This is a genomic window from Ectobacillus polymachus, from assembly GCF_048159605.1.
GTDB lineage: Bacteria > Bacillota > Bacilli > Bacillales > Bacillaceae_G > Ectobacillus > Ectobacillus polymachus.
In genome coordinates, this window is record NZ_JBLREB010000003.1 from 139,377 (window position 1) to 163,653 (window position 24,277).

Below are 24,277 nucleotides of genomic sequence, written 5' to 3' on the forward strand. Positions count from 1 at the left end.
GGAGAGAAGAGAATGGAAAAGCTATTGGAAGTAAAAGATTTGAAAGTCTCCTTTGAAACGCATGGCGGTGAGGTGCAAGCGGTGCGCGGAGTTAACTTTGACTTAAAAAAAGGGGAAACATTAGCTATCGTAGGAGAGTCTGGTTCTGGAAAATCCGTCACTTCTAAGGCGTTAATGGGACTCATTCCAAGTCCTCCAGGGCGTATTACGGGCGGAGAAATTCTGTTTGAAGGTCGGGATATTGCGAAAATGAGTGAAAAAGAATTGCAAAACGTTCGTGGAAAAGAAATTGCAATGATTTTCCAAGATCCAATGACTTCCCTTAATCCAACGATGTCGATTGGCGCTCAAATTATGGAAGGCCTTATTAAACATCAAAATATGAATAAACAGGATGCCCGTAAAGTAGCCATTGAGCTTCTTACTCTTGTAGGAATTCCAAATCCTGAGTTACGTGTTAAACAATATCCACATCAATTTTCTGGTGGTATGAGACAGCGTGTTGTGATTGCGATGGCACTTTCATGTAATCCGAAGCTATTAATTGCAGATGAACCAACAACGGCTCTTGATGTGACAATTCAAGCGCAAATTTTAGAGCTAATGAAGGATATTCAGCAAAAAACAGAGTCATCTATCATTTTCATTACTCACGATCTTGGTGTTGTAGCAAACGTAGCAGACCGTGTTGCCGTTATGTATGCAGGTAAAATTGTTGAAATTGGAACTGTTGATGAAATATTTTATAATCCAAAGCATCCATATACTTGGGGATTGCTTGCTTCTATGCCTAGCTTAGACGGGAAAGAAGAGGAGTTGTATGCTATTCCAGGAACGCCTCCTGACTTAATGAAGCCACCAAAAGGTGATGCTTTTGCAGCTCGTAATCCCCGCGCTTTAAAAATAGATTTTGAAATGGAGCCTCCTATGTTCGAAGTGAGTCCATCTCACTTTGCAGCGACTTGGTTACTCCATGAGAATGCGCCGCATATGGAGCCTCCAGAAATCGTACAAAATCGTATCCGCCAAATGAAAGCAGGTGCGCATCATGAGTAATAATAAGGAAAAATTGATTGAAGTTAAAAATTTAAAACAATATTTTCCTGTGGGCGGCGGTGTTGTCAAGGCGATAGATGGCATTTCATTCGATATCTATAAAGGGGAAACATTTGGACTTGTCGGCGAATCAGGATCTGGTAAATCTACAACAGGAAGAACGATTATCCGTTTATATGATGCAACAGATGGTGAAGTGAAATTTAACGGTGAAGATGTACATGGAAAAAAATCAAAAGCAGAATTAAAGAAATTTAATCGGAAAATGCAAATGATTTTCCAAGATCCATATGCATCTTTAAATCCTCGTATGACAGTAGCTGATATAATTGCAGAAGGCATTGATATACATGGCTTAGCTAAGTCAAAACAAGACCGTATCGCTCGTGTCTATGAGCTATTGGAAACAGTGGGATTAAATCGTGAACATGCAAGTCGTTATCCTCATGAATTTTCTGGCGGGCAAAGACAACGTATTGGAATTGCGCGTGCATTAGCAGTAGAGCCGGAGTTTATTATTGCAGATGAACCAATTTCCGCACTGGACGTATCCATCCAAGCGCAAGTCGTAAATCTGTTAAAGAAATTACAAAAAGAAAGAGGCTTAACTTATTTATTTATCGCCCATGATTTATCTATGGTTAAGTATATCAGTGATCGCATCGGCGTTATGTATCAAGGTAAATTAGTTGAGCTTTCCAATAGTAATGAATTGTATTCCCATGCACTTCATCCATACACAAAGTCATTATTGTCCGCTATTCCATTGCCAGATCCGGCATATGAACGAAATCGTAGACGGATTAAGTATGATCCAACAACGCATAACTACGGTGACGAAGTGCCGGAAATGCGTGAAATTCGTCCTGGTCACTGGGTATTATGCTCTGAAGCAGAGTTTCAAGCATACAAAGAGTTATATAAATAATAGCATTACAAAGAAAGGAGGGAACCATTGGTTCCCTCCTTTTTTGTACAGCCTTTATCCAAATTAATAGGTATGTTTTTTATAAATACCTTTACCGCCTACAGAATTCCAACCGATTTGTGTTTTGGCACTTTGATCGATGAATTCACGGTGTTTTCTTCCACCAAATAGCTTTTCACCTATGCCGTTTACGATAATTCCATTTGTAGCAGTAAGCCCAATAACTAGAACAGCTACAATAATTACATCGATAAAATATTCTACCATCCTTTATTCCTCCTAACAAATATCCCTACTATCTATTGTAGTGGAAACGCTTTAAGAAGAAAAGAAAATGGAATAAAAAATTTATTTTAACCCCTTTTTGCAAAGGATAAATGAGTAAAATATGACATGATTCAACACGTTTTATTTATTCTACAGAAATGTACAATGTTTGTATAAGTTTTTTTAATTTTTTACATAAAATAGTGTATATTTCTCAGTAATCTTATTGTATAATGAACGTAAGAGTTGCTTAATTATATTAATTGTAAAATAAAAATTAGTTTCAGTTAATTAATTATAATCAGGTTTTACATTTATTAATGCTCATGACTAAGGAGAGTGAGTAATGGATGGTAACATTATACAGTTCACCAAGTTGTACGTCTTGTAGAAAGGCTAAGCTTTGGTTAGAGGAAAATAATATTCCGTATAAAGAAAGAAATATCTTCTCCGAGCCGCTGTCAATTGATGAAATTAAAGAAATTTTGCGTATGACGGAAAGCGGAACAGATGAAATCATTTCTACTCGTTCTAAAATTTTTCAAGAATTAGATATCAACCTAGAATCGCTGCCATTGCAACGCTTGTATAAAATTATTCGTGATTATCCAGGTATTCTTCGTCGTCCGATTATTATTGATGAAAAACGCCTTCAAGTAGGATATAACGAGGATGAAATTCGTCGCTTCTTACCACGTACAGTACGTACATTTCAATTGCGCGAAGCACAAAAGCTTGTTAATTAATCTTTATGGGCCCTGATCAAGGGCCTTTTTTTATATGATAAGAAAGTATAAAAGTTTTGACTTAGAGAATTGTCCAGCTCCAGCGCCTAGCCCCTCGAGGTCAAATAACCTAGGGCCATATGAAGTCAAAGAACGACTTCCCATGCCTGCGAACATTTGCTTGTCGGGGCTGACCAAGGCGCTTGCGCTTTTCTTACGTATACGTAAAAAGAAAAAACTATACAAAATCAATTTTGTATAGTTTTTTTTAGTTATGAACTTTTTTAGGTTTTATTATATTTGTAATATAGCCAGCTAGAATAACAATAGAAATAGTCACGAATGGGATCACAATTTGCAAGAACGCGTGGTTTGTGAAAAAGTCGGAAAGTCTTGGTTCGTGAACAATCATATTACCAGCTGTATATCCTAATATTCCCGCTCCAACATAGATGAGAGAAGGGTGCTTTTCCATAAATATTAAAATAATCTTACTTCCGCCAACGATAATAGGTACCGAAAATAACAATCCAATCATTACGAGTACAATGTGACCATTTGCAGCTCCTGCAATGGCTAACACATTATCGAAACCCATCACAACATCTGCAAATACAATCGTTCGCACTGCACTAAATAAAGTGGATGCGGGCTTAATAGTTGATGCGTCATCACCATTATCAGTAAGAAGATTATAAGCGATAAAAATGAGCAGTATCCCGCCAACTAGCTGTAAAAATGGAATTTTCAACAGAAAGACAGCAAGGATTGTAAGTATAACCCGAATGATGACTGCTAGTCCTGTTCCGAAGAAAATCGCTTTGTTTTTTACACTCACTGGGAGATTACGACTTGCTAAGGCAATGACAATAGCATTATCTCCACCGAGTACAATATCAATGCCAATAATAAGCAATATTGACATGATAACATCAAAATCCATTTTGTTTCCCCCGTTTATACCATTGATAAAATTCTGAATCCAGCAGTATGATACCCATTAAGGGTAATAAAATGAAACGTGTCCAAGTACTCTACAATATAATAGAGGCAATCCAATCTGTCAAGGATTGTAAGATTGCCTTTTTTGTCAATCATTCATCATTATTTGCATAGGAATTTTAGAGCGGAACCATGTAAATAATAGGTATATGACTGTTTTTTCTAAAAGAAGATGATTTTATTTCCATTCTCCCTTATCTTATCATAAAATGAAAGTACAAGATTTTCTATATAATGATTTACTACATGCTAGGGGGCTTCCCTTCATAAACCATTTAGAAGAAAGAAGGGAGAGATCTAACGATGGATATAGAAAGAATTAATGAAAATACCGTTAAGTTTTATATTTCATATCTAGATATAGAAGAACGCGGATTTAATCGCCAAGAAATTTGGTACAATCGTGAACGAAGTGAACAGCTTTTTTGGGAAATGATGGATGAAGTTCGTGATCAGGATGACTTCTTTGTTGACGGTCCACTTTGGATTCAAGTACAAGCGCTTGATAAGGGAATTGAAGTAATTGTTACGAGGGCACAAATTTCAAAGGACGGTCAAAAACTAGAACTGCCTCTGCTTGATAAGGTCATTGATATCCCGATTGATGAGCGGCTGGAATCATTGTTTGAAGAACAGTTACAGCAAGAAGATTTCATGTATTTAAATAAAGATGGAATGTTAGGATTCCTTGTTAAATTTGCAGACTTTGAAGATGCAATTGCTCTAAGCCATCGCTTACAGCTTAAGGATAGCATGAATGAATTATATACGTATGAAGGTCGCTACTACTTATATGTAGAATTTGATGAAACACTACATGAGGAAGAAGAAATCGATGTAATTCTTAGTATTCTGTTAGAGTATGGCGAAGAATCTGCTATGACGATCTATCGCATTCAAGAATACGGAAAGCTAATCATTACGGAAAATGCACTAGAAACGATCCATTCTCATTTTCCCCCCGTACTTTAAGCCGATTTCTTTCTAATGAAATCGGCTTTTTTTTATGAAGGAGAGATCATTGGGTATGAAGAAAATATTGAAGCTAGCTGTTCTCTTTGCTATTCTATTCGTTATATTCGTGTCACTTCAATTGTATAATAACTCTATTATTTATTCAGGAATATCACAGCTTCGTGGTTCGTCTATCGTGAAAGGATTGAGTCTTTTGTTTACGATCTCAGCCTTTCTTATGGGCAGTGTTATTTTTTTAGAAAATCGAAATCCCTCCAAAACATTAACTTGGCTTATCGTGCTCGGGATTTTTCCAGTAGTTGGCTTTTTTGCTTATTTATTATTTGGACAAAACTATCGAAGAAAACGAATGTTTCAAAAGAAAGCGGTTATTGATGAAAAAATGTTTATGCGGTATAAGGAAACCGAAGAGCACTATATAACGGCTCATAAAAATCAAGAATTATTATTTCATCTAGCAGAAGCCTACGGACCCCTTTCCATTTCACAAAGTACGGAAACGAAGGTGCTTACCAACGGTGAGGAAACATTCGCAAAAATAATCGAAGTATTGCAAAGAGCAAAGCACCACATCCACATGGAATCTTATATTGTACGCCATGATAATCTTGGTACGGATATAAAAAATATATTAATCCAAAAGGTGAAAGAAGGAGTACAAGTCCGTTTTTTATATGATGCGGTAGGCAGCTTTCGACTTTCTAAGCAGTACATTGCGGATTTACGAATGGCTGGCGTAGAAATCGTTCCATTCTTTCCCGTTCGGTTCCCGGTTTTAAATGATCGGATTAATTACCGTAATCATCGTAAAATTATTATTGTCGATGGAANGCGGATTTACGAATGGCTGGCGTAGAAATCGTTCCATTCTTTCCCGTTCGGTTCCCGGTTTTAAATGATCGGATTAATTACCGTAATCATCGTAAAATTATTATTGTCGATGGAAACGAAGGGTTTGTTGGAGGATTAAATATCGGCGATGAGTATTTAGGGAAAAATCCATACTATGGATTTTGGCGGGATACGCATCTTTATTTACGCGGGGAGGCTATTCAGAGCTTACAGCTGCTTTTTATACAGGATTGGTTTTATATGACGGAGGAAACGTTACAGGATCAGAAATTTTTAAGTGCAGAACCTGTTCCAGTTGATCGGGGGGCAATTCAACTCGTTGCTGGAGGTCCAGATAGTAAATGGGAAACGATAAAAATACTGTATTTTGCCATGATTTCATCTGCGCGAAAGTCAATTTGGATTGCAACGCCTTATTTTATTCCGGATGATGATATTTTGGCTGCACTTAAGGTGGCAGCTTTAGCCGGCCTTGATGTAAGACTGCTCGTCCCGAGTAAACCAGATAAGCGAACAGTATTTTATGCATCGCGCTCATACTTTCCAGAGCTATTGGAAGTTGGGGCAAAAATATATGAATATAAAAATGGATTTATGCATAGTAAAATTGTAATTGTTGATTCTGAACTGGCTTCGATTGGAACGGCGAATATGGATATGCGCAGCTTTCACTTGAATTTTGAGGTGAATGCCTTTTTGTACGATACGTCAAGTGTGCATGAGCTCGTTCGAGATTTTGAAAATGACTTACTTGTCTCTGAAGAAATGGATTATGAACAATTTAAAAATCGAGCATTCGTACTAAGAATCATAGAATCCACCTATCGTTTACTGTCCCCGCTGCTGTAATATAGCTGCGGGTTTTTTCTTATTTAGTAGGAATCATATCCTTTTTGTCGAAGATAGTAGAGAATCGAGAGAAAGGGGCGTGATTGATTGTTTATTGCTATGAATGAAAAAGGGGAGCGTATGAATGCCCTCCATTACAGTAAAGAATGGCTTTACGAAGTGAAACATAGTGATTCCTTTTATTGTCCGGTTTGTCAAGGCGAGGTACTACTAAAGATTGGAGAGAAAATGAAACCTCATTTTGCCCATCGAAAAAACCAGTGCCCCTTGCAGCTAGAAAGAGAGTCCCCGTATCATCTACATGGAAAAGAGCTTCTTTATAATTGGTTGCTATCACAAGGAAAGTCTGTTGAACTGGAACCGTATATTAGAAGTATTCAGCAACGTCCGGATTTACTTCTAACATCTGGTCAAACCAAGGTTGCACTGGAATATCAATGCTCCGTTATTCCTGCAGAGCAGTTCATAAAGAGGACAAAATCCTATTGGAACGAGGGAATACGAGTACTGTGGATACTCGGCGGGAATCAATTTAAACGAACCGGCGTGCAATGGCTTCGTACTTCTTCGTTTCATACATTATTTATCCAGCAAGTCACTCCTCCATCTCTGCTCTACTTTTGTCCTTCTTCAAAAGCCTTTTTTCGTTGTAGTCCTGTTATTCCTTTTTCCTCCTACCATTCGTACTCACATATACAGTATCTTCCGTTACATACCACTCGTTTCTCTTCTATTTTCATCCAAAGTAACATACAGCTTACGCAATTGAAGCATGAATGGAATAAGAAAAAAAGACGTTGGCGAGAAAATGGACTGTACTCGCTGTTTCGAAGTCATTCTGAGTTTTTCTTGTTCCTATATGAAAGAGGAATCCCTCCTTCGCTTTTTCCTTCAGAAGTCGCCATTCCCCTTCCTTCTTTAATAGGTATTCATACTCCGGCTCTTTTTTGGCAAAGCTTTATGTTGTTAGAAGAAATAGACCGTCTGCAGGTCGGGGAAAGTTTTTCTATACGCAAGATGTATGAAAGACTACGGGCTAGGAGAAGGTGGAAGCCAAGGCTATTGCCATATTTCCCTCCTACCTTTCCAAAGCTAGCGTTTTTTGAATATGCAAGCTACCTTCAAGAGGCAGGATTTCTTACACAGCTAGCGCCTGAAGTTTTTCAAAAGCGTTCGGATGTCATCCTTCCAAAAACAGGTGAGGAAGCACTACGCAGAGATGAAATAGCTATGAAGCATGCTCTTTCGCTTTTTGCAAAGCATACGTTAACATCTTCTAAAGGAAAAAGGATATAATAGGGAGTAGGGCGTTATGGCAGGATTACTGTCTCAAAAGTCGAATGATATACGTGAAAAGGGGGCTTTCAAATGAGTGAAACACAAGGAACGAAAACCTTGCCAACTCGAAGTGAAGTAGAAAAACAATATACATGGCGATTGGAAGACATTTTTGCGTCTGATGATCAATGGGAAAAAGAATTCTCAGATGTAAAGAACACCTTATCAAAGATAGGTGACTTTAAAGGAAAGCTCAGAACATCAGCAAATGAACTAGTAGCTGTTCTGAAATTCCAAGATGATATCATGCTTCGTCTAGGAAAATTGTATACATATGCCCATATGCGCTATGACGAAGATACGACCAATTCCTTCTATCAAGCGTTCAATGACAGAGCTACGAATCTATATGCACAGGCATCTAGTTTAATGGCATATATTGTACCTGAAATACTAGCGATTCCAGAAGAAACCATAGCAGCTTTCCTACAAGGAAATGAAGAGCTTAAACTATATACACATGCATTAGAGGAAATTACTCGTCAGCGCCCACACGTATTGTCCGAAAGCGAAGAAGCTATATTAGCAAGTGCGTCTGAAGTGCTTCGCAGTTCAAGTAATACATTTGGTATGTTAAACAATGCAGATATAAAATTTCCAGAAATTCAAGATGAAGCTGGAAACAAAGTAGAAGTGACACATGGACGTTATATTCAATTTTTAGAGAGTGATGATGGGCGTGTTCGTCATGATGCCTTTAAAGCAGTATACGATACGTATGGAGCTTATAAAAACACATTTGCCAGCACATTAAGCGGTGCAGTAAAGAAAAACAATTTTTACTCACAAGTTCGTAAATACCAGTCTGCACGTGAAGCTGCTCTTAGCGGTAATAATATCCCAGAGAGCGTCTATGATCAGCTCGTAAATACAGTTAATGATCGTCTTTCTTTGCTTCATCGTTATGTGGATATTCGAAAACGTGCTTTGCAGCTAGATGACATTCATATGTACGATTTGTACACTCCGCTTGTGAAAGAAGTGAAAATGGAAGTTACTTATGAGGAAGCGCAGCAAACTTTACTTGAAGCATTCAAGGTACTGGGTGAAGAGTATGTAGCTATTTTGAAAGAAGCTTTTGAAAACCATTGGGTAGACGTTCATGAAAATCGAGGAAAACGAAGCGGCGCTTATTCATCTGGTGCATATGGAACAAATCCTTACATTTTAATGAACTGGCAAAATAATGTAAATAGTTTATTTACACTGGCTCATGAATTTGGACATTCCGTGCATAGCTATTATACCCGTTCAAATCAGCCATATGTCTACGGCGACTATTCTATTTTTGTTGCGGAAGTTGCTTCAACTTGTAATGAAGCGTTATTGAATGACTATTTATTAAAAACTACTGATGATAGGAAGAAACGTCTATACTTGTTAAATCATTATTTAGAAGGCTTCCGCGGTACCGTATTCCGTCAAACGATGTTTGCCGAATTTGAGCACCTTATTCATACGAAGGCACAAGAAGGGCAAGCATTGACACCAGATCTCCTTACGAATTTGTACTATGAGCTAAACAAAAAATACTTTGGAGAAAATTTAGTAATTGATGAAGAAATCGGACTAGAATGGTCACGCATTCCCCATTTCTATTATGATTACTATGTATACCAGTATGCAACTGGGTTTAGTGCAGCAACAGCGTTATCAAAGCAAATTTTAGAGGAAGGAAAGCCGGCAGTAGAACGATACATTCAAAACTTCTTAAAAGCAGGAAGCTCTGATTATCCGATTGAAGTATTGAAAAAGGCGGGAGTCGATATGACTTCAGCAGAACCTGTGAAAGAAGCACTGCAAGTATTTGAAGAAAAGTTAAATGAATTTGAACAGCTACTTTTTGAGGAATAATAGAAAAGAGACGCATTTGCGTCTTTTTTTTTGATAAAGTGAAACCTAGTAGTAGGAAATAGGAAATAGCTAGGAGAGAAGAATTTATTTAGTGGAAACCACGAAAACGTTTATGCCCATTTAATAATGAGATGGAAAAGACGATGGATCCAAATAAAAGGGGAACGGCTAGTAAGATGGGAAAGAGCTGCAGTAAAGAAAGTAAGTATAACAGAAACATGAAACCGACTATTACAAGACTAATCATAATTTTCTGAATCATATAAAAATACCTCCTATTCTTAGTATTTATAATGTATTCATAGGGTAAAATGTTTAGAATGTGACTTTTTTGTGAAAATGGAACAAAAACTGTTGTCATAATTAGTCGTATACTGTAACATAATATCCGTGAACTAATTCACAAACAAACATATACCCCTTTGTTTGAACGTGAAATTTCTCCCATCCCCTTTAAAATTTTATAAGCCGTAAAAGAAAATGACTCTGTGTTTACACAGAGTCATTTTCTTTTACGAGCGTCCAATAGACATCTCTTTCGCATGAATATTGTTTTACTTTCCGTTTCAGCTGTAGTTTCTTTAATTCTATCTCCGCCTCAGTATGTGTTAGATCATAGATAACCGCAATTTCATCGGTAGTCAAAAATTCAAACCGTTCTATCGTTTTTTCGAACGATGGAAGAGGCTTTGCAACTAACTGATTGTTCATCATTTCCTTAAGTACTTGTACATAAACCGGATAAGAATACACACCCGCTACTTTAATGCCTTCTGCATCAGAGTTTGTTTGAAAAAAAACAATCGAAGGAATTTCTGTAATATGCATTTCATTTGTAAACTTCAAGTCACATTGAAAAGCTCTAGCTGCACTTGGAGAGTGCAAATCATGCATAAATTCCGTAACATCAATTCCGCTATTCTTTGCAACGGTAAGTAATTGATCATTATCAGGTACTTCTATCGTGTGTAAGAACAAATGCTTACGAAGCTTTCGAAGAAATATAGCTCCTGCTTTTCTACCTTGTAGTTCTGCAGCTTTCACTGCAAATGAACAAATATAGGGGGAAGATTCTGAATGATACAGCGTTCTTTTCCCATCGCAAGAAAATCCGTGAAGACTAGATGTTTTTTCCCACACAAATCGAATATTAGCAGGTTTATTCCATGTGAGTGGATTCGAAGTAGCTGTTTCTGCCTTACCGGTCAAAATGTACCGTAGTGAAAAGTAGTCACCGTATTCGAGAAGGAGCTTGATGATGTAAGGCTCGATTGTCCAGCAGTCACTGCAAAGAGGATCAATGAATAAGAACGCTTCGATCGGCTTCTTAACACACCTATGAAAAGAAGTGGGTATGATTTTGCCAAATTCTTGATTTTCCATTATTCCTCACCTATTTCGGGCGTATTAACCATATGCGTAGCGGTAAGTCGTAATCGTTCCCAGATAAATTCACGAAGAGGACCTACGATTCCAACATCATCCAATGCACGTTCCATACAAGAAAGCCAGGCTTCCTTTCGTTTAGGTGTGATTTCAAACTGAAGATGACGCCCGCGGAGCATAGGGTGACCATGCTCTGTCGTATAAAGGGCGGGTCCGCCAAAGTATTGAGTTAAAAATTGTTTTTGCTTACGAGCTGTTTCCGTTAAATCGTCCGGAAAAATCGGAGTTAAATCTGGATGTTGACTCACATACGAATAAAAGGTATCAACCAACGTTGAAAGTGTCCGTTCCCCGCCCATTGCTTCGAATGGTGTATTTGCGTTTTGATTCATGTCTTGCTTACTCCTTTTTCCGTAGATGTACCTCTATCCCGTTACAACGGGCTTAGTGAAGTTTTTAATCCATCCAGTAGAACCATGCTACGAATAGAACTTTATTATATTGTAGCAATAGTGCATCATAAAGAGCAACTAAAGTGGTTTGCGTGTACTATATCAGGCAGTTTTTGATCTCTCACGACTTACACAGAAGGGAGGCTATTCAAGGTTCACGTAATTAGAATTAAGAATGCTGCTTCGCAAGAAAGAAGCGCTGTACCTTGTTCTGAGCCGGACGAATGGGGATGTTATGCGCAGATAACAATTGTAGAAATGCTTCCTTTTTCGATTCTTCATCTACCTCATATTCAAGTTCATAATCGTCTTCATGAAAATAAAAGCTATGATCAAATACGAGTAACCCACCTTCATATTCGATTTCAGATCGCTTTGTCGTCAAGCTCCCAAAATATTTTATAGCTGTTGAAATTCCGAAGCTCTCAAGAATAGTCGCAATTTGTCCTTCAACAGGTTTTCCGGTTTCTATCATCTTGCTTGCTGCTTCCTTCGATAGTTGTTGATGGGTTTCTAAAAGGCCAATCTCTGCCGGTTGTTTTAATGTAAGTGTCCAAGTATTGTTTTTGTATCGAATGCGCAGTGCTGCCCCGTTATTCTTTATGGCAAAATCTTCTGTTTCAAAATAATGATTTACTTGTTCTGTAAAGGAAGTTATAGAAAATACAGTACATAGCTTTTCAAATTCGTCCTTCGTTACCATATTCTTTATTTCAATTTCGATTTCTTGGCTCATAAATAGTCATCCTTTCTTTTGTTACTAATTATCTCTTTTCAAGTATTTTGATTCAATGTTTTATTTGTAATCTTCTCTGTTATGTTACAATAAAAGTGCATGATACAACATAACCTGAGGAAACTGAATCGTGCACAGATACCAAAATTATTGAAAATCATCTTGTTTTTTTAAGTTTTATCCCTCTTAAAAAAACAAGTAGATGGTAAATTAAGTTTCACTTTATATAGGTTAAAAATAAAGAGAAATACTGCTACATAACAATTTCGTATACGCATTGGTCGTATTGTAAAGTTATGATGCAAGAAGAGAAGAAGGTATACATAAGATGGGATAGGAACTTACTTGAGCTTGAAAACATGGGAATAGCTGAAGTATCTCGCTGAATAAGGGAAATGCAAGCTCTAGAGAAAAACTTGTGGAGAAAGTAGAAATAATCCTATTTGTAAACCAAAGAAAGAGGTTCCGAATGTAAAAATCATACTCTTATTATCTGACGTATGTAATAAGAAACATAACGGATGATTTGAGTGGGATTATGTATTGGATGGTGGTTATATGATACGCGATTGGAAAGAATTTTTAGCTCCCTATGAGCAAGCGATGTCTGAATTAAAGGTGAAACTGAAAGGAATGCGATCCCAATTTGAGATGGTCACAAACCATTCTCCTATAGAGTTTGTAACGGGTAGAGTTAAATCCGTACCAAGCATTCTTGATAAGGCAATAAAACGAAATATTGAATTAGACAAATTAGAAGAGGAAATGCAGGATATAGCAGGACTTCGAATTATGTGCCAATTTGTTGATGATATAAAACCAGTTGTTGAGCTTCTTCGAAAACGAAATGATTTTGAAATAGTAGAAGAACGAGATTATGTAACGCAAAATAAAGAAAGCGGCTATCGTTCCTATCACGTTGTGGTAGAGTATCCAGTTCAAACGATTCAAGGGGAAAAGAAAGTATTGGTTGAAATTCAAATTCGTACGTTAGCAATGAACTTCTGGGCAACGATTGAGCATTCATTAAATTATAAGTATAAAGGACAGTTTCCGGAGGATATACGAGAACGTCTGCAGCGTGCTGCAGAAGCAGCCTTTCGACTTGACGAAGAAATGTCTTCCATTCGTATTGAAATACAAGAAGCACAGAAGGTTTTTTCGCGAAAAACAGAGCTAGAATAAAAAATTAAAGGGTGTTGTCGATGAATTTTGCAATCACATCAAAGGGAGATCAAGCTTCAAATGAGCTTGCAAGTAAGATGCGACAGTATTTAGCGGATTTTGGATTTACGAATAACGAAGAAGAACCAGCTATCGTCATTTCAGTCGGTGGGGATGGAACGCTTCTTTACGCCTTTCATCGGTATAGTAACCGATTGGATAAAACAGCCTTTGTAGGTGTACATACAGGGCATCTCGGCTTCTATGCTGACTGGCTTCCGAGTGAAGTGGAAAAGCTAGTAATTGCTGTTGCCAAAACCCCCTTTCATGTGGTGGAATATCCGCTGCTAGAAGTCATAGTCCGCTACCTGGATGGCGGAAAAGAATTGCAATATTTGGCATTAAATGAAGTGACCGTAAGGAGAACGGATGGAACCCTCGTAGCGGATTTAGAAATTCGTGGCGATTATTTTGAAACCTTCCGTGGTGATGGATTATGTATTTCTACTCCGTCTGGAAGTACAGCTTATAATAAAGCATTAGGAGGAGCTATCATTCATCCGTCGCTAGAAGCAATGCAAATAACGGAAATGGCCTCGATTAATAATCGAGTGTTTCGTACTGTCGGCTCTCCTTTAGTACTACCCAAACATCATACTTGTATAATCAAACCCGTATCACATATGAATTTGCAAATAGGCATTGACCATTTAAGCATTCCACATGCGGATGTGAAATCTATTCAATGCCGCGTTGCACAGCAAAAGATTCGATTCGTTCGCTACCGTCCATTTCCATTTTGGAAGCGTGTTCGGGATTCATTTGTGGCAGATCGATAGGAAAGGTGCGTATGACCGTATTACATTGGAATATAACAGAACAAGAAGCAGGAATTCTAGTTCGGGAGTTTCTACGAGCAAAGGGAGTTTCAAGGGCAGCTCTTACTGATATTAAGTTTCATGGCGGTACGATAGCTGTTAATGGAGATGAAGTAACAGTCCGGCATGAGCTGAAGGCTGGTGAAACATTACAGGTTACCTTTCCTCCTGAAGAACGAAGCGAAGGAATGGTCAGTGAAGATATTCCATTACATATTGTATATGAGGATGATTACTTGATGGTTATCAATAAAGACCCGTATATGTCATCCATTCCTTCACGCGAACATCCGCATGGAACAGTAGCAAATGCTCTGTTATATCATTACGATCAGCAGCATATAACAAGTACGGTACATATTGTGACTCGGCTTGATCGTGATACATCAGGGCTTATGCTCATTGCCAAAAATCGCTTTATTCATCATACTTTCTCAAAACAGCAGCAAACGAAGTCAATTGTTAGAACGTATGAAGCGCTCGTACATGGGATTGTAACGGAAGAGGAAGGAACTATTTCTGCTCCGATTGCGAGAAAGGCTGAGAGTATTATTGAACGGATGGTCTCTTTAGAGGGACAGCATGCTGTCACCCATTATCGTGTGTTAGAAAGGCTGCCGAATTGTACAAGAGTAGCCCTGCAACTTGAAACCGGAAGAACGCATCAAATTCGCGTACATATGGCGCACATTGGTCATCCTCTTCTTGGAGATGATTTGTATGGCGGTGTAAGAACGCAGATGAACAGACAGGCGCTGCATAGTACCTCGCTAACGTTTCATCATCCTGCTATGCATCAGCAGATGTCCTTTACCTGTGAAGTTCCTGCTGATATGAAGGCTGTAATCGAAGAAGAGCGACCTACAAAATAGGTCGCTCTTCTTTGTCAAACTGACGAAATTTCTCTTGTACGAAGGGCATAGAGGAAGGAACACTGACTGTCTCCATTTCTGGATAACGAAGAGCCGTTAACATTCCACCAAAAACAGCCCCAGTATCAATATTTACACTATGATTCATAAAACGTGGCTGTAAAACAGGAGTATGTCCGTATACAATCCACGCCTTTCCTTTGTAATGTTTTGCCCAATCTCTGCGAACGGGAGAACCATCCTCATGCTTAGCCCCTGTAATATCTCCATAAAGGACGAAGGTTTTCACCTCATTATCTCTCCGTCCAATAAATTCTTGTTTTATTCCTGCATGGCAAATGATTAGGTTTCCGTTATCGAGAACGTGATAGAGAGGTGATTGTTCATACAACTGGATAAACTTATTCCGAATCTTATCTTTTTCCTTAGAAGAAAGCTTTGTATATTCCGCAACGGTTGTCTCTAATCCGTGAGCAATTTGTACGTTTCGACCAAGAAAATAGCGATACAATTTATTGCAATGATTTCCAGGAGCATACCATGCTTCTTTTCGTCCTATGACAAGATTCCAAATGATTTCGACCATTCGCAATGAATCTGGCCCGCGATCGGTAATATCTCCGACAGATACGAGTCTGCGTCCTTTTGGATGAACCGGTATATCGTTTCGCCATTGATAGCCAAGTAATTTTGTAAGACTGACGAATTCGCTAAAACATCCATGGATATCTCCAATAATATCGTAAGCTTCTATCATACCATCCTCGTCCTTTCGCTTTGGCAGCTCATTATGCTCCAGATTATCTATCTAATCTAACATTTCTTTTTGTGTATGAAATCCATACATGAAACCTTATATATGTAAGGTGAGAGCTTGCGTCAAGATCTAAACCATTTCTTTACTTCATTAGTATGATTCTGATACTTTGATTTTACTTAAATTTCTATAATTTGAATAGAATTGATTTTTTCAGGGGATAGATGAAAGGGAATGTCTGAACGAAAGTTTAGGTGAAAATGTGAATATACGAACCTATGATGTGGATGAAAAGGTAACGTATTATTTGTTTGCAGGGTATGAAAAGTATGGTACACTATTTATAGTATCAGGTACTAATAACTAGTGTTATATATCATAGGAGGATGGAAGAATGACTCTTCTCAATTTAAAAGGAAAAAACATTGTTGTAATGGGTGTTGCAAACCAAAGAAGTATTGCCTGGGGAATAGCACGTTCTCTTCACGAAGCAGGAGCAAACTTAATTTTTACATATGTAGGGGAAAGACTTGAAAAAAGTGTACGTGAATTAGCAGAAACTCTTGAAGGTCAAAACTCTCTTATTATTCCATGTGATGTAACAAGTGATGAAGACATTGCAAATTGCTTTGCAGAAATTAAAGAAAAAGTTGGAACGATTCATGGTTTAGCACACTGTATTGCATTTGCCAATAAAGAAGATTTAAAAGGAGGGTTTGTAGATACTTCTCGTGATGGCTTTAAGCTTGCATTAGATATCAGTGCTTATTCGTTAACAGCTGTATCCAAAGTAGCGAAGGAAGTTATGACAGAAGGCGGAAGCATTGTTACATTAACATACCTAGGCGGCGAACGTGTAATTAAGAACTATAACTTGATGGGCGTTGCAAAAGCAGCTCTTGATGCAAGTGTAAGATACTTAGCGAATGATTTAGGACAGCACAATATCCGTGTCAATTCCATTTCTGCTGGTCCAATCCGTACGTTGTCATCAAAAGGTATCGGCGAATTTAACAGCATTTTAACCGCAATTGAAGAGAGAACACCACTTCGTCGTAATGTTACGCAAGAAGAGGTTGGAGATGCTGCTACATTCTTGTTCAGTGATATGGCTCGTGGTATTACAGGAGAGAATTTACATGTGGACTCTGGTTATCACATTTTAGGATAATAAAGTTGAGTCATCAAAAGCAATCAGCGATAGCTGATTGCTTTTTTTCATATAGAATGAACTAGCAAGATTTGTGATCAACTGAATATACATGGTATAGATTTGGAATGGAATCAGGTAACCGGTTTGGTACGAGGTTTTAGGGAGGTGGTGGCTATGCTAGTATCAGTAGTAACTGCCGTTTACAACGGGGAAGAATATCTTCAGGAATGTATTGACAGTATTTTAAACCAAACGTTTACAGAGTTCGAATACATGATTGTGAATGATGGTTCAACAGATAGAACAAAGAAGATTTTAGATTCTATTCAAGATAAAAGAGTTACAGTCATCCATTTAGAAATAAATCAAGGTGCAGCATTTTGTCTGAATTATGGAATTAGCCAAGCAAAGGGAAAGTGGATTGCAATTCAGGATGCCGACGATATAAGTGAGCCTAAAAGATTGGAAGCTCAGGTAAACTATTTGAAAAATAATCCTCAAGCAATTGGGGTAAGCTCCTTTGTTAAAACGATTGCAGGAAAAAAATTTGTTTCTAAAGAATTTTTGCAAGCTCATGAATTTTATTTTAATAAGGTCAAGTCAAGCGAAGAAGTCTATGCATCAAGATTCCTTGAATGTTATGTATGTCATGGTTCCGTACTCTTTTTAAAAGAGGCATTCCAAAGTGTGGGAGGATATAATCCTCTTTTTAAAATAGTCTATGATCATGATTTGTGGATTCGTTTATTTGCAATCATGCCATTTGAAAAAATACCTATGGTGTTGTATCGCTATCGTGTTGTTCCCAGCTCTCTTAGTCATCGTGATTCGGCCATGTTAAATAAAGAAGTGTTATTGGCTTCTACAATGGGGATACGAGACAGTATATGCCATGCTAAAAGCTATTCTCTAATTAAAATTTTGCATGTTATTGTTGCTGCGTCACAAAGTAAATGTGAATATTTTAAGAACGATATTGCTCCTTATGTTAATATCCATGTTCAAAAATATATTAGTAAAATTACATCACTGAGAAAAAGGGAAATCTATAACCTGCTGAACAAAGATAAGGTGGATGCTGTATTTATTATGAATGATCCTAAATCGCGTCAATTTATGCAAAAACTTACTCATATAGGGTTAAAGATGGATAAACATATTTTTAAAATTCAATAACTGGGGGTGAAAAGATGATCCTCGTTTTAGGCGGAGCAGGCTATATAGGATGTCATGCAGTAAAGGAATTATTGGATAAAGGATATAATATTTTGGTGCTTGATGATCTTTCAACAGGACATTTGTATTTATTAGATTCTAGAGCAATATTTGTTGAGGGGAATGTAGGAGACTCGGCTTTGTTGGAAAATATCTTTACCCGATACAAAATTGAGGCTGTCATACATTTTGCTGCAAGTTGTATAGTTGGAGAGTCTGTATTTAATCCTCTTACATATTATGAAAATAATGTTATAAACTCTTTCGTTCTATTAAAGGCTATGATGAAGCATAATGTTAAAAAAATCATATTTTCCTCTTCATGTGCTACCTACGGTTTATCAGAGATTATTTTAGATGAAGAATCCCCTACATCCCCCATTAATCCATATGGGCGTTCTAAGTTAATGGTTGAACAAATGATACAGGATTGTTTTAAAACTTATGGTTTAGATTATATTATTCTTCGTTACTTTAATGTAGCTGGTGCAGACTTCTCTGGGAAACTTGGTGAATTACATCATCCTGAAACGCATTTAATTCCGAACATTCTTATGCACCTATTAGGAAAATCAAAACATGTTTCTGTATTTGGCAATGACTTTCGTACTGTAGATGGGACTTGTGTACGTGATTATATCCACGTTCTTGATTTGGTAGATGCGCATATTTTAGCGCTGCAAAATTTACTTACTGCATCGTCTATTGGAAGAGTTTATAACGTAGGTACAAATAAAGGATATTCTGTTAATCAGATTATTAAAGAATGTGAAAGAATAACACAGAAGAAAGCTAATGTTGTATACGAGCGAAGAAGAGAAGGAGACCCTCCTTCTTTAGTTGCTTCTGCAAAAAAAATCAATGAGGAACTTGGTTGGATTCCTAAGTATTCTTTAGAGGAGATGATTCTGTCTGCGTGGCAGTGGCATAAAGCTAACCAGGATGGGTATAAAATGTGAGAAAATACCGTACTCCTTAAAACTTGAATTACTAGGATTTTATATATTTTAGATCGTAAGCCAAATAATCAAATGCATATAGCCACTCTTTAAAATTACCTGCGTGGTTTAGTTCTTCTCTTGCTTTAAGAATGTCGTAAGAATGAGTTGTTTGGGTAATAGAATCAAATAGAGGGGGAATGTTACCTTTCATATAAAGCAGTATCATCTGTTCAAAGTGATGAGAGAGAGTAGAAAAATGAGAAGATTTGTTCTCTATTTGTCTATGTTGATCTAAAATAGTAGACAATTCAACAAATGACACAATATTATTTTTTAGTAATACAGTGAGCCATATATCAATGGAAGGATGTTTTTGGCAGAGATATTGATAGGAGTAATGAGCTTGTTCTCTACGGTTTTTGTTGCTAGGTGGTGTAAGCTGCTGATATGCTTCTACATCTTTAGAAAAATGAAATGTTCCCCCATCTAAATATATTCGATATCCTAATTCCCAATCTTCATGTTCTCTTAGTAATTCGTCAAACCCATCTAAGTTCTCTAAATGGCTTTTTCGTATAGAGACATTTCCTGTACAGAATGTTAGCCATGGTAAATGAAAATTTTTTTGCTCTTCACCATAGGTATTAATAATTTCTTCAAATAGCGAAACCCATTCTTTGAATAAAGGCGGGCAATAAAGGAACGGTTGGAGTCTATTATGAATAATATCGGATTCGTTAAGTAAGTGGCCATCACGTGAAGTTTTTACGCGTCTTTTTATGATGGGATTCTTCAACGCCTGTTTTAGATCTCTTTTTTGTTTCCATAAGTTCTTAAAGTTATAGGAAAGAATATAATGCCAATGCCCCATACCAGAAAGAGCAAGATATTGGTTCTCCTCATGTCTGATCACGTGATTTTCAATATAAGTATAAGGAACGATAAAATCGCTATCACAAAAAATAATTAAATTCCCATCTGCAGCTTTCCAGCCAGTATTTCGAGCAACGGCAGGTCCACCATGTGTATTTTTAATAAAAAGTAAATTATCTATATTGAGTGACTTTACATATTCTTCCGTTCCATCAGTAGAACCATCATCGACAATAATGATTTGATAGTGAGCAGTGGGATAAGATTGTCTCTTTAAAGAAAGCAGCGTATTTCGCAATACGTGCTTCCGATTAAATGTAGGGATAACGACGCTTGCTGCGATAGTGTGAGTCATTTAAAACACTCCTCTAAAAAATTACGTTTTAATCATCATTTATTAAAATTCAGGTTAAATAAAAGGGATTTGGAGGGATTGGAATGCAATTGTCTGTTGTGATGGCAGTATATAATGGCGAAGAATATCTTATTCAGGCTGTGGAAAGTGTCTTAAATCAAACCTATAAAGATTTTGAATTTATTATTGTTAACGATGGCTCAACTGATAAAACAAAAGAAATTCTTAATCATATCCATGATTCTAGAGTACGAATATTTCATCTTGAATCAAATTGCGGCTTGCCCTACAGTTTGAATTTTGGAATTAAACAATCGAAGGGAGACTGGATTGTTAGACAAGATGCTGATGATGTAAGTTTACAGAATCGATTTGAAGAGCAAGTAAAATACATAAAAGAAAATCCTGGGATTGTCGGGGTGGGGACGCTAATACAAAGTATCCATGGTAACTCAGTAATAGATGATGAATACCTAAGAAGTATCGAATGGAGTAACAGTGTTGTAACAAAGGAAGAAATTGAAGAATTTCGCTTTATTGCTCCTCCTGTTATTCACGGTACGATGTTCTTTTCAAAAGTAGCATTTCAAGCAGTAGGAGGATACAATGAACATTATAAAATAGGGCAGGATTTTGATTTATGGATGCGTTTAATTGAAATTGGCTCTATTGAAAAGATCCCACAGGTATTATATCAATATCGCGTAGACTCACGGTCATTAAGTAATAAAGATGAGGCAAGAACGTGTGAGGAATCATTACAGATAGCAAGTGGACATATTCATAATGTAGTACGCAAAAATATAGGGAAAACTCCTCGCTTTGCTATTATCGGTTCAAGTAAGGGATGTGAGTTTTTTGTGAATAAAGTCTGTCCCATCCATCACATAATCGTAAAGAAAGTTTGTAAATATGAAAATGAAATTTATATTACCAAATTGTACAATAAGTTTTACCGAAAAAAGATAGATGCCATTATCGTTTTAGATGGAAGAAAATCTGATATTATTTTAAACCGCCTTAAGAGTAAGGGGATGATCATGAATAAAAACTTGTTTAGGTTGTGGAATATTTTTGAATAGGATATATCCATATTTGGGTTGATAATTACATTGATAATTTTTTCTTATAAGCTTCAATTGTAGATTTTAGCCCTTCCTTCAGCTTAACTTTTGGTTCCCATCCAATTATATGCCGCGCCTTACTGATATCCGGTCTGCGCAGCTTCGGATCATCTTGCGGAAGCGGATGGTACGTAATCTTACTTTCTGTATTTGTTAGCTTCTTCACCATATGCGCTACCTCTATAATGGTATACTCCACAGGATTTCCAATATTAATTATTTCTCCGTTCGCTTCATCCTTCTCCATTAGTAGCATAAGTCCCTGAACTGTGTCAGTCACATAACAAAACGACCTGTTTTGCATACCATCTCCGTACACAGTAATATCAGCACCTGTTAGAGCTTGCGTTACAAAATTTGAAATTACTCTTCCATCATCATTTCGTAGTCCAGCTGAATACGTATTAAAAATGCGGGCTACTTTCACGGGTACATGATACAGAGAATAATATAAATAACAAAGAACCTCTCCCATACGTTTCGCTTCGTCATAACAAGCACGAGGACCCCAAGTATTTACATTTCCCATGTAGCTTTCAGGTTGCGGATGTACTTCTGGATCCCCGTAAGCTTCACTAGTACTTGTATAGACTACTTTAGCACCTTTTCTTTTCCCTAATTCCAGCATATTTTTCGTACCTTGAATATTGATATCGATGGTTTCAAAGGGAAGAGCTTGATAGAACTTTGGCGAGGCTGGGGAAGCTAGATGATAGATTTCATGGACAGTTTCAAGATTGTGTAAGTGTATGACATCGGGTTTGGCAACGTCATACGGAATAAATTGAAAGGTACTTAACGAAAGAAGATGATCTATATTTTCAAGTTTTCCGGTTGATAGATTATCTAGACCGATAACGGTGATTCCTGGTGTACGCAATAGTTCCGTTGCTAAATGAGAACCGAGGAATCCTGCAACTCCTGTGACAAGGATTGTTTTCAAGTTGTTCACCTCATGTTAATAAATGAGTATTTGTAAGTATGCTAATACTATATGAAGTCTGTTACACCTTGTGAGGGCGCTCAAACGAATATTTCTCTGAATGTAGGAATAAGATGAAATAGCTGTGCTTTTTCGGTCTAGATGCAGGCGAAGGGGATGGAGGTGATAGGGTGTTTTCCATTATTACCTGCACAAAACGTGAAGTAGCAATGAATAATGTATTTGCAAACTATGAGCGTCAACAATATAAAGAGAAAGAATTAATCATTGTATTAAATCATGATCAAATGGATTTAAATAAATGGGAACAAACAGCAAAGCAATACCCAAATGTTTCTGTTTTTCAACTACCTGCGTATATAACTCTTGGAGAATGTTATAACTTTGCAATCCCAAAAGCATGTTACCCGTATATTGTAAAGTTTGATGATGACGATTATTATTCTGCTTACTATTTATTAGAAGCGGCGAGAGGATTACAAGAGAGTGGTGCTGATGTTGTTGGAAAGAGCACGGTTTTTATTTACTATTTACGTCATAAACTGCTTACACTTTACAACGAAAATAAAGAATTTGTATATGTTCGTAATCGGAAAGAACTGTCTAATAGCTATATAGTGGGAGCTACTATCGTATTTCGCAAGGATATTTATCCAAACGTCTCATTTGAACCTATTAATGTAGGAGAAGATACTAGATTTTTAGAAGCATGTTTACAGCATAACTTATTACTGTATGGGACTTCTCGCTACAACTATGTTTATATTCGGTATCCAAGAATTGGATATCACACATCGACGTTTCAGGAATATAAACTATTAGAAAAATCGAAAAGACTGAGAGTTACAGATGATTTTCAGGATGAAATCATTCTTCCTGCTGAAGAGATTTATAAGAAAAAGGAAGAGTAAGAAATATTTTTCTAGGTTACGAGTATACATTGTACGTAGAGTAAAGAATTCGGTTTGGAGGGGAGAAAACATGGGCAAGAAGAATGACTTGGAGCAAGAGCCGCTTTTGTATATTACACAGCCACAGGTTCAAAAAGCACGGGTTTCGATGCAACAGTCTTTTATTATAAAGGCAGATAAACGAGGAAAAAATCAGGAGAGAACAGAGGATGAAAATTCTAATTCTTCAAGAGTACAGGAACCTCCTAAAGAAGATGACAAACAGTATATAGTAAAGAGTACTGTAATTGAAAAGAGTACTTTAATAGAAAAGGTAGAAGAAAGCCAAACGAAAGAAGAGGTAGCGGAGTTAGCTCCTCCGGTAATCGATTCGGATGTAGAGGAATCGGTCAGGAAATCATTTAAAGATCTGGATAATAAGCAGAAGATTTATTATTTATTAAATCGTCCGCATTATATTCCCGAGGTGTTGTGCCAACTGAAAACGCAATCCGGCTTATATATTGGATATGTAAAAAGCTTTGAAGATGAAATGGTTACATTACGTGCATATAATCAATTGTCTATTATAAAAATTCCGTATTCAGATATTATAACGATACAGATGAGAATGATTTAGAACGTGAAAGAGCGGTAGAACACGTCTACCGCTCATAATAGTTTGTAAGGTT

Annotated in this window: 24 protein-coding genes and 1 pseudogene; 16 read left to right on the plus strand and 9 right to left on the minus strand. The window is 37.1% G+C overall.

Translation table 11 applies throughout. The features are described from left to right. Positions 1 to 12 precede the first annotated feature (12 nt). Together ACM5BR_RS14675 and ACM5BR_RS14680 are read left to right on the plus strand one after the other, a co-directional pair. Positions 13 to 1,056, plus strand: a complete 1,044-nt coding sequence (locus tag ACM5BR_RS14675) for an ABC transporter ATP-binding protein (RefSeq protein ID WP_416828748.1) — start codon at positions 13 to 15, stop codon at positions 1,054 to 1,056. Next, positions 1,049 to 1,984: an ABC transporter ATP-binding protein gene (locus ACM5BR_RS14680; protein WP_416828749.1), complete on the plus strand. Its 936-nt coding sequence runs from the start codon at positions 1,049 to 1,051 to the stop codon at positions 1,982 to 1,984. Before ACM5BR_RS14675 ends, ACM5BR_RS14680 begins: the two co-directional genes overlap by 8 nt. A gap of 63 nt (positions 1,985 to 2,047) precedes the next feature. Here the strand turns inward: ACM5BR_RS14680 and ACM5BR_RS14685 are convergent, their stop codons facing one another. Next, positions 2,048 to 2,251: a hypothetical protein gene (locus ACM5BR_RS14685; RefSeq protein ID WP_416828750.1), complete on the minus strand. Its 204-nt coding sequence runs from the start codon at positions 2,249 to 2,251 to the stop codon at positions 2,048 to 2,050. Positions 2,252 to 2,601: 350 nt separating this feature from the next. Between ACM5BR_RS14685 and spxA the strand changes: the two genes are divergently transcribed. Then, positions 2,602 to 2,997 carry a transcriptional regulator SpxA gene (gene spxA / locus ACM5BR_RS14690; protein WP_416828752.1) on the plus strand — a complete coding sequence of 132 codons (396 nt, stop codon included), beginning with the start codon at positions 2,602 to 2,604 and terminating at the stop codon, positions 2,995 to 2,997. A gap of 247 nt (positions 2,998 to 3,244) precedes the next feature. Here spxA and ACM5BR_RS14695 read toward each other — a convergent pair whose 3' ends face one another. After that, entirely contained in the window at positions 3,245 to 3,919 is a 675-nt protein-coding gene (locus ACM5BR_RS14695) for a TerC family protein (protein WP_416828754.1), read from the minus strand. A 362-nt stretch (positions 3,920 to 4,281) separates the two neighbouring features. Between ACM5BR_RS14695 and mecA the strand changes: the two genes are divergently transcribed. The 4 genes and pseudogenes from mecA (at position 4,282) to pepF (ending at position 9,846) form a co-directional block, all read left to right on the plus strand. Continuing rightward, positions 4,282 to 4,950, plus strand: coding sequence for an adaptor protein MecA (mecA, locus tag ACM5BR_RS14700; RefSeq protein WP_416828756.1), 669 nt, complete (start codon positions 4,282 to 4,284; stop codon positions 4,948 to 4,950). A gap of 55 nt (positions 4,951 to 5,005) precedes the next feature. Further along, a pseudogene (cls, locus tag ACM5BR_RS14705) lies at positions 5,006 to 6,654 on the plus strand (cardiolipin synthase). Between the two features lie 87 nt (positions 6,655 to 6,741). Next, on the plus strand, positions 6,742 to 7,950 hold the full coding sequence (locus tag ACM5BR_RS14710; protein WP_416828757.1) for a competence protein CoiA: 1,209 nt from the start codon (positions 6,742 to 6,744) through the stop codon (positions 7,948 to 7,950). Between the two features lie 72 nt (positions 7,951 to 8,022). Further along, the gene (gene pepF, locus ACM5BR_RS14715) at positions 8,023 to 9,846 is read left to right on the plus strand and encodes an oligoendopeptidase F (protein WP_416828758.1); all 1,824 of its coding nucleotides are present in this window, start codon (positions 8,023 to 8,025) and stop codon (positions 9,844 to 9,846) included. A gap of 88 nt (positions 9,847 to 9,934) precedes the next feature. Here pepF and ACM5BR_RS14720 read toward each other — a convergent pair whose 3' ends face one another. The 4 genes from ACM5BR_RS14720 to ACM5BR_RS14735 all read right to left on the minus strand — a co-directional run bounded on the left by ACM5BR_RS14720 (position 9,935) and on the right by ACM5BR_RS14735 (position 12,420). Then, positions 9,935 to 10,108 carry a hypothetical protein gene (locus ACM5BR_RS14720; RefSeq protein ID WP_416828759.1) on the minus strand — a complete coding sequence of 58 codons (174 nt, stop codon included), beginning with the start codon at positions 10,106 to 10,108 and terminating at the stop codon, positions 9,935 to 9,937. A 230-nt stretch (positions 10,109 to 10,338) separates the two neighbouring features. Further along, the gene (locus ACM5BR_RS14725; protein ID WP_416828760.1) at positions 10,339 to 11,229 is read right to left on the minus strand and encodes a ClpXP adapter SpxH family protein; all 891 of its coding nucleotides are present in this window, start codon (positions 11,227 to 11,229) and stop codon (positions 10,339 to 10,341) included. Beyond that, positions 11,229 to 11,624 (minus strand): globin domain-containing protein, encoded by a 396-nt coding sequence (locus tag ACM5BR_RS14730; protein ID WP_416828761.1) that lies wholly within the window; start codon positions 11,622 to 11,624, stop codon positions 11,229 to 11,231. Before ACM5BR_RS14730 ends, ACM5BR_RS14725 begins: the two co-directional genes overlap by 1 nt. 229 nt (positions 11,625 to 11,853) lie before the next feature. After that, positions 11,854 to 12,420: a CYTH domain-containing protein gene (locus tag ACM5BR_RS14735; RefSeq protein WP_416828762.1), complete on the minus strand. Its 567-nt coding sequence runs from the start codon at positions 12,418 to 12,420 to the stop codon at positions 11,854 to 11,856. A 558-nt stretch (positions 12,421 to 12,978) separates the two neighbouring features. Here ACM5BR_RS14735 and yjbM point away from each other — a divergent pair. From yjbM to ACM5BR_RS14750, 3 genes are read left to right on the plus strand one after another with little or no spacing between them, the layout of a single operon-like run. Further along, positions 12,979 to 13,605, plus strand: coding sequence for a GTP diphosphokinase (gene yjbM / locus ACM5BR_RS14740; RefSeq protein WP_416828763.1), 627 nt, complete (start codon positions 12,979 to 12,981; stop codon positions 13,603 to 13,605). Positions 13,606 to 13,625: 20 nt separating this feature from the next. Next, positions 13,626 to 14,423 (plus strand): NAD kinase, encoded by a 798-nt coding sequence (locus tag ACM5BR_RS14745; RefSeq protein WP_416828764.1) that lies wholly within the window; start codon positions 13,626 to 13,628, stop codon positions 14,421 to 14,423. Positions 14,424 to 14,428: 5 nt separating this feature from the next. Further along, complete coding sequence (locus ACM5BR_RS14750; RefSeq protein ID WP_416828851.1) at positions 14,429 to 15,334, plus strand: RluA family pseudouridine synthase; 906 nt, start codon at positions 14,429 to 14,431, stop codon at positions 15,332 to 15,334. On the opposite strand, the gene prpE is transcribed toward ACM5BR_RS14750, so the two are convergent. Further along, the gene (gene prpE / locus ACM5BR_RS14755; protein ID WP_416828765.1) at positions 15,324 to 16,091 is read right to left on the minus strand and encodes a bis(5'-nucleosyl)-tetraphosphatase PrpE; all 768 of its coding nucleotides are present in this window, start codon (positions 16,089 to 16,091) and stop codon (positions 15,324 to 15,326) included. The genes ACM5BR_RS14750 and prpE overlap by 11 nt on opposite strands. Before the next feature lie 394 nt (positions 16,092 to 16,485). Between prpE and fabI the strand changes: the two genes are divergently transcribed. From fabI to galE, 3 genes are all read left to right on the plus strand, one after another. Further along, a complete protein-coding gene (gene fabI / locus ACM5BR_RS14760; protein ID WP_416828766.1) occupies positions 16,486 to 17,262 on the plus strand; it encodes an enoyl-ACP reductase FabI in 777 nt (258 codons plus the stop codon). Positions 17,263 to 17,418: 156 nt separating this feature from the next. Further along, a complete protein-coding gene (locus ACM5BR_RS14765; protein ID WP_416828767.1) occupies positions 17,419 to 18,420 on the plus strand; it encodes a glycosyltransferase family 2 protein in 1,002 nt (333 codons plus the stop codon). Between the two features lie 14 nt (positions 18,421 to 18,434). Continuing rightward, positions 18,435 to 19,418 carry a UDP-glucose 4-epimerase GalE gene (galE, locus tag ACM5BR_RS14770; protein ID WP_416828768.1) on the plus strand — a complete coding sequence of 328 codons (984 nt, stop codon included), beginning with the start codon at positions 18,435 to 18,437 and terminating at the stop codon, positions 19,416 to 19,418. 31 nt (positions 19,419 to 19,449) lie between these two features. Here the strand turns inward: galE and ACM5BR_RS14775 are convergent, their stop codons facing one another. After that, positions 19,450 to 20,628: a glycosyltransferase gene (locus tag ACM5BR_RS14775; RefSeq protein WP_416828769.1), complete on the minus strand. Its 1,179-nt coding sequence runs from the start codon at positions 20,626 to 20,628 to the stop codon at positions 19,450 to 19,452. Between the two features lie 83 nt (positions 20,629 to 20,711). Here ACM5BR_RS14775 and ACM5BR_RS14780 point away from each other — a divergent pair, with 83 nt between their 5' ends. Next, the gene (locus tag ACM5BR_RS14780) at positions 20,712 to 21,710 is read left to right on the plus strand and encodes a glycosyltransferase (protein ID WP_416828770.1); all 999 of its coding nucleotides are present in this window, start codon (positions 20,712 to 20,714) and stop codon (positions 21,708 to 21,710) included. Positions 21,711 to 21,735: 25 nt separating this feature from the next. Here the strand turns inward: ACM5BR_RS14780 and ACM5BR_RS14785 are convergent, their stop codons facing one another. Further along, on the minus strand, positions 21,736 to 22,695 hold the full coding sequence (locus ACM5BR_RS14785; protein WP_416828771.1) for a GDP-mannose 4,6-dehydratase: 960 nt from the start codon (positions 22,693 to 22,695) through the stop codon (positions 21,736 to 21,738). A gap of 170 nt (positions 22,696 to 22,865) precedes the next feature. Here ACM5BR_RS14785 and ACM5BR_RS14790 point away from each other — a divergent pair, with 170 nt between their 5' ends. Both ACM5BR_RS14790 and ACM5BR_RS14795 read left to right on the plus strand, forming a co-directional pair. Continuing rightward, on the plus strand, positions 22,866 to 23,606 hold the full coding sequence (locus tag ACM5BR_RS14790) for a glycosyltransferase (RefSeq protein WP_416828772.1): 741 nt from the start codon (positions 22,866 to 22,868) through the stop codon (positions 23,604 to 23,606). Between the two features lie 70 nt (positions 23,607 to 23,676). Continuing rightward, a complete protein-coding gene (locus tag ACM5BR_RS14795) occupies positions 23,677 to 24,225 on the plus strand; it encodes a CotO family spore coat protein (protein WP_416828773.1) in 549 nt (182 codons plus the stop codon). Positions 24,226 to 24,277: the final 52 nt, after the last annotated feature.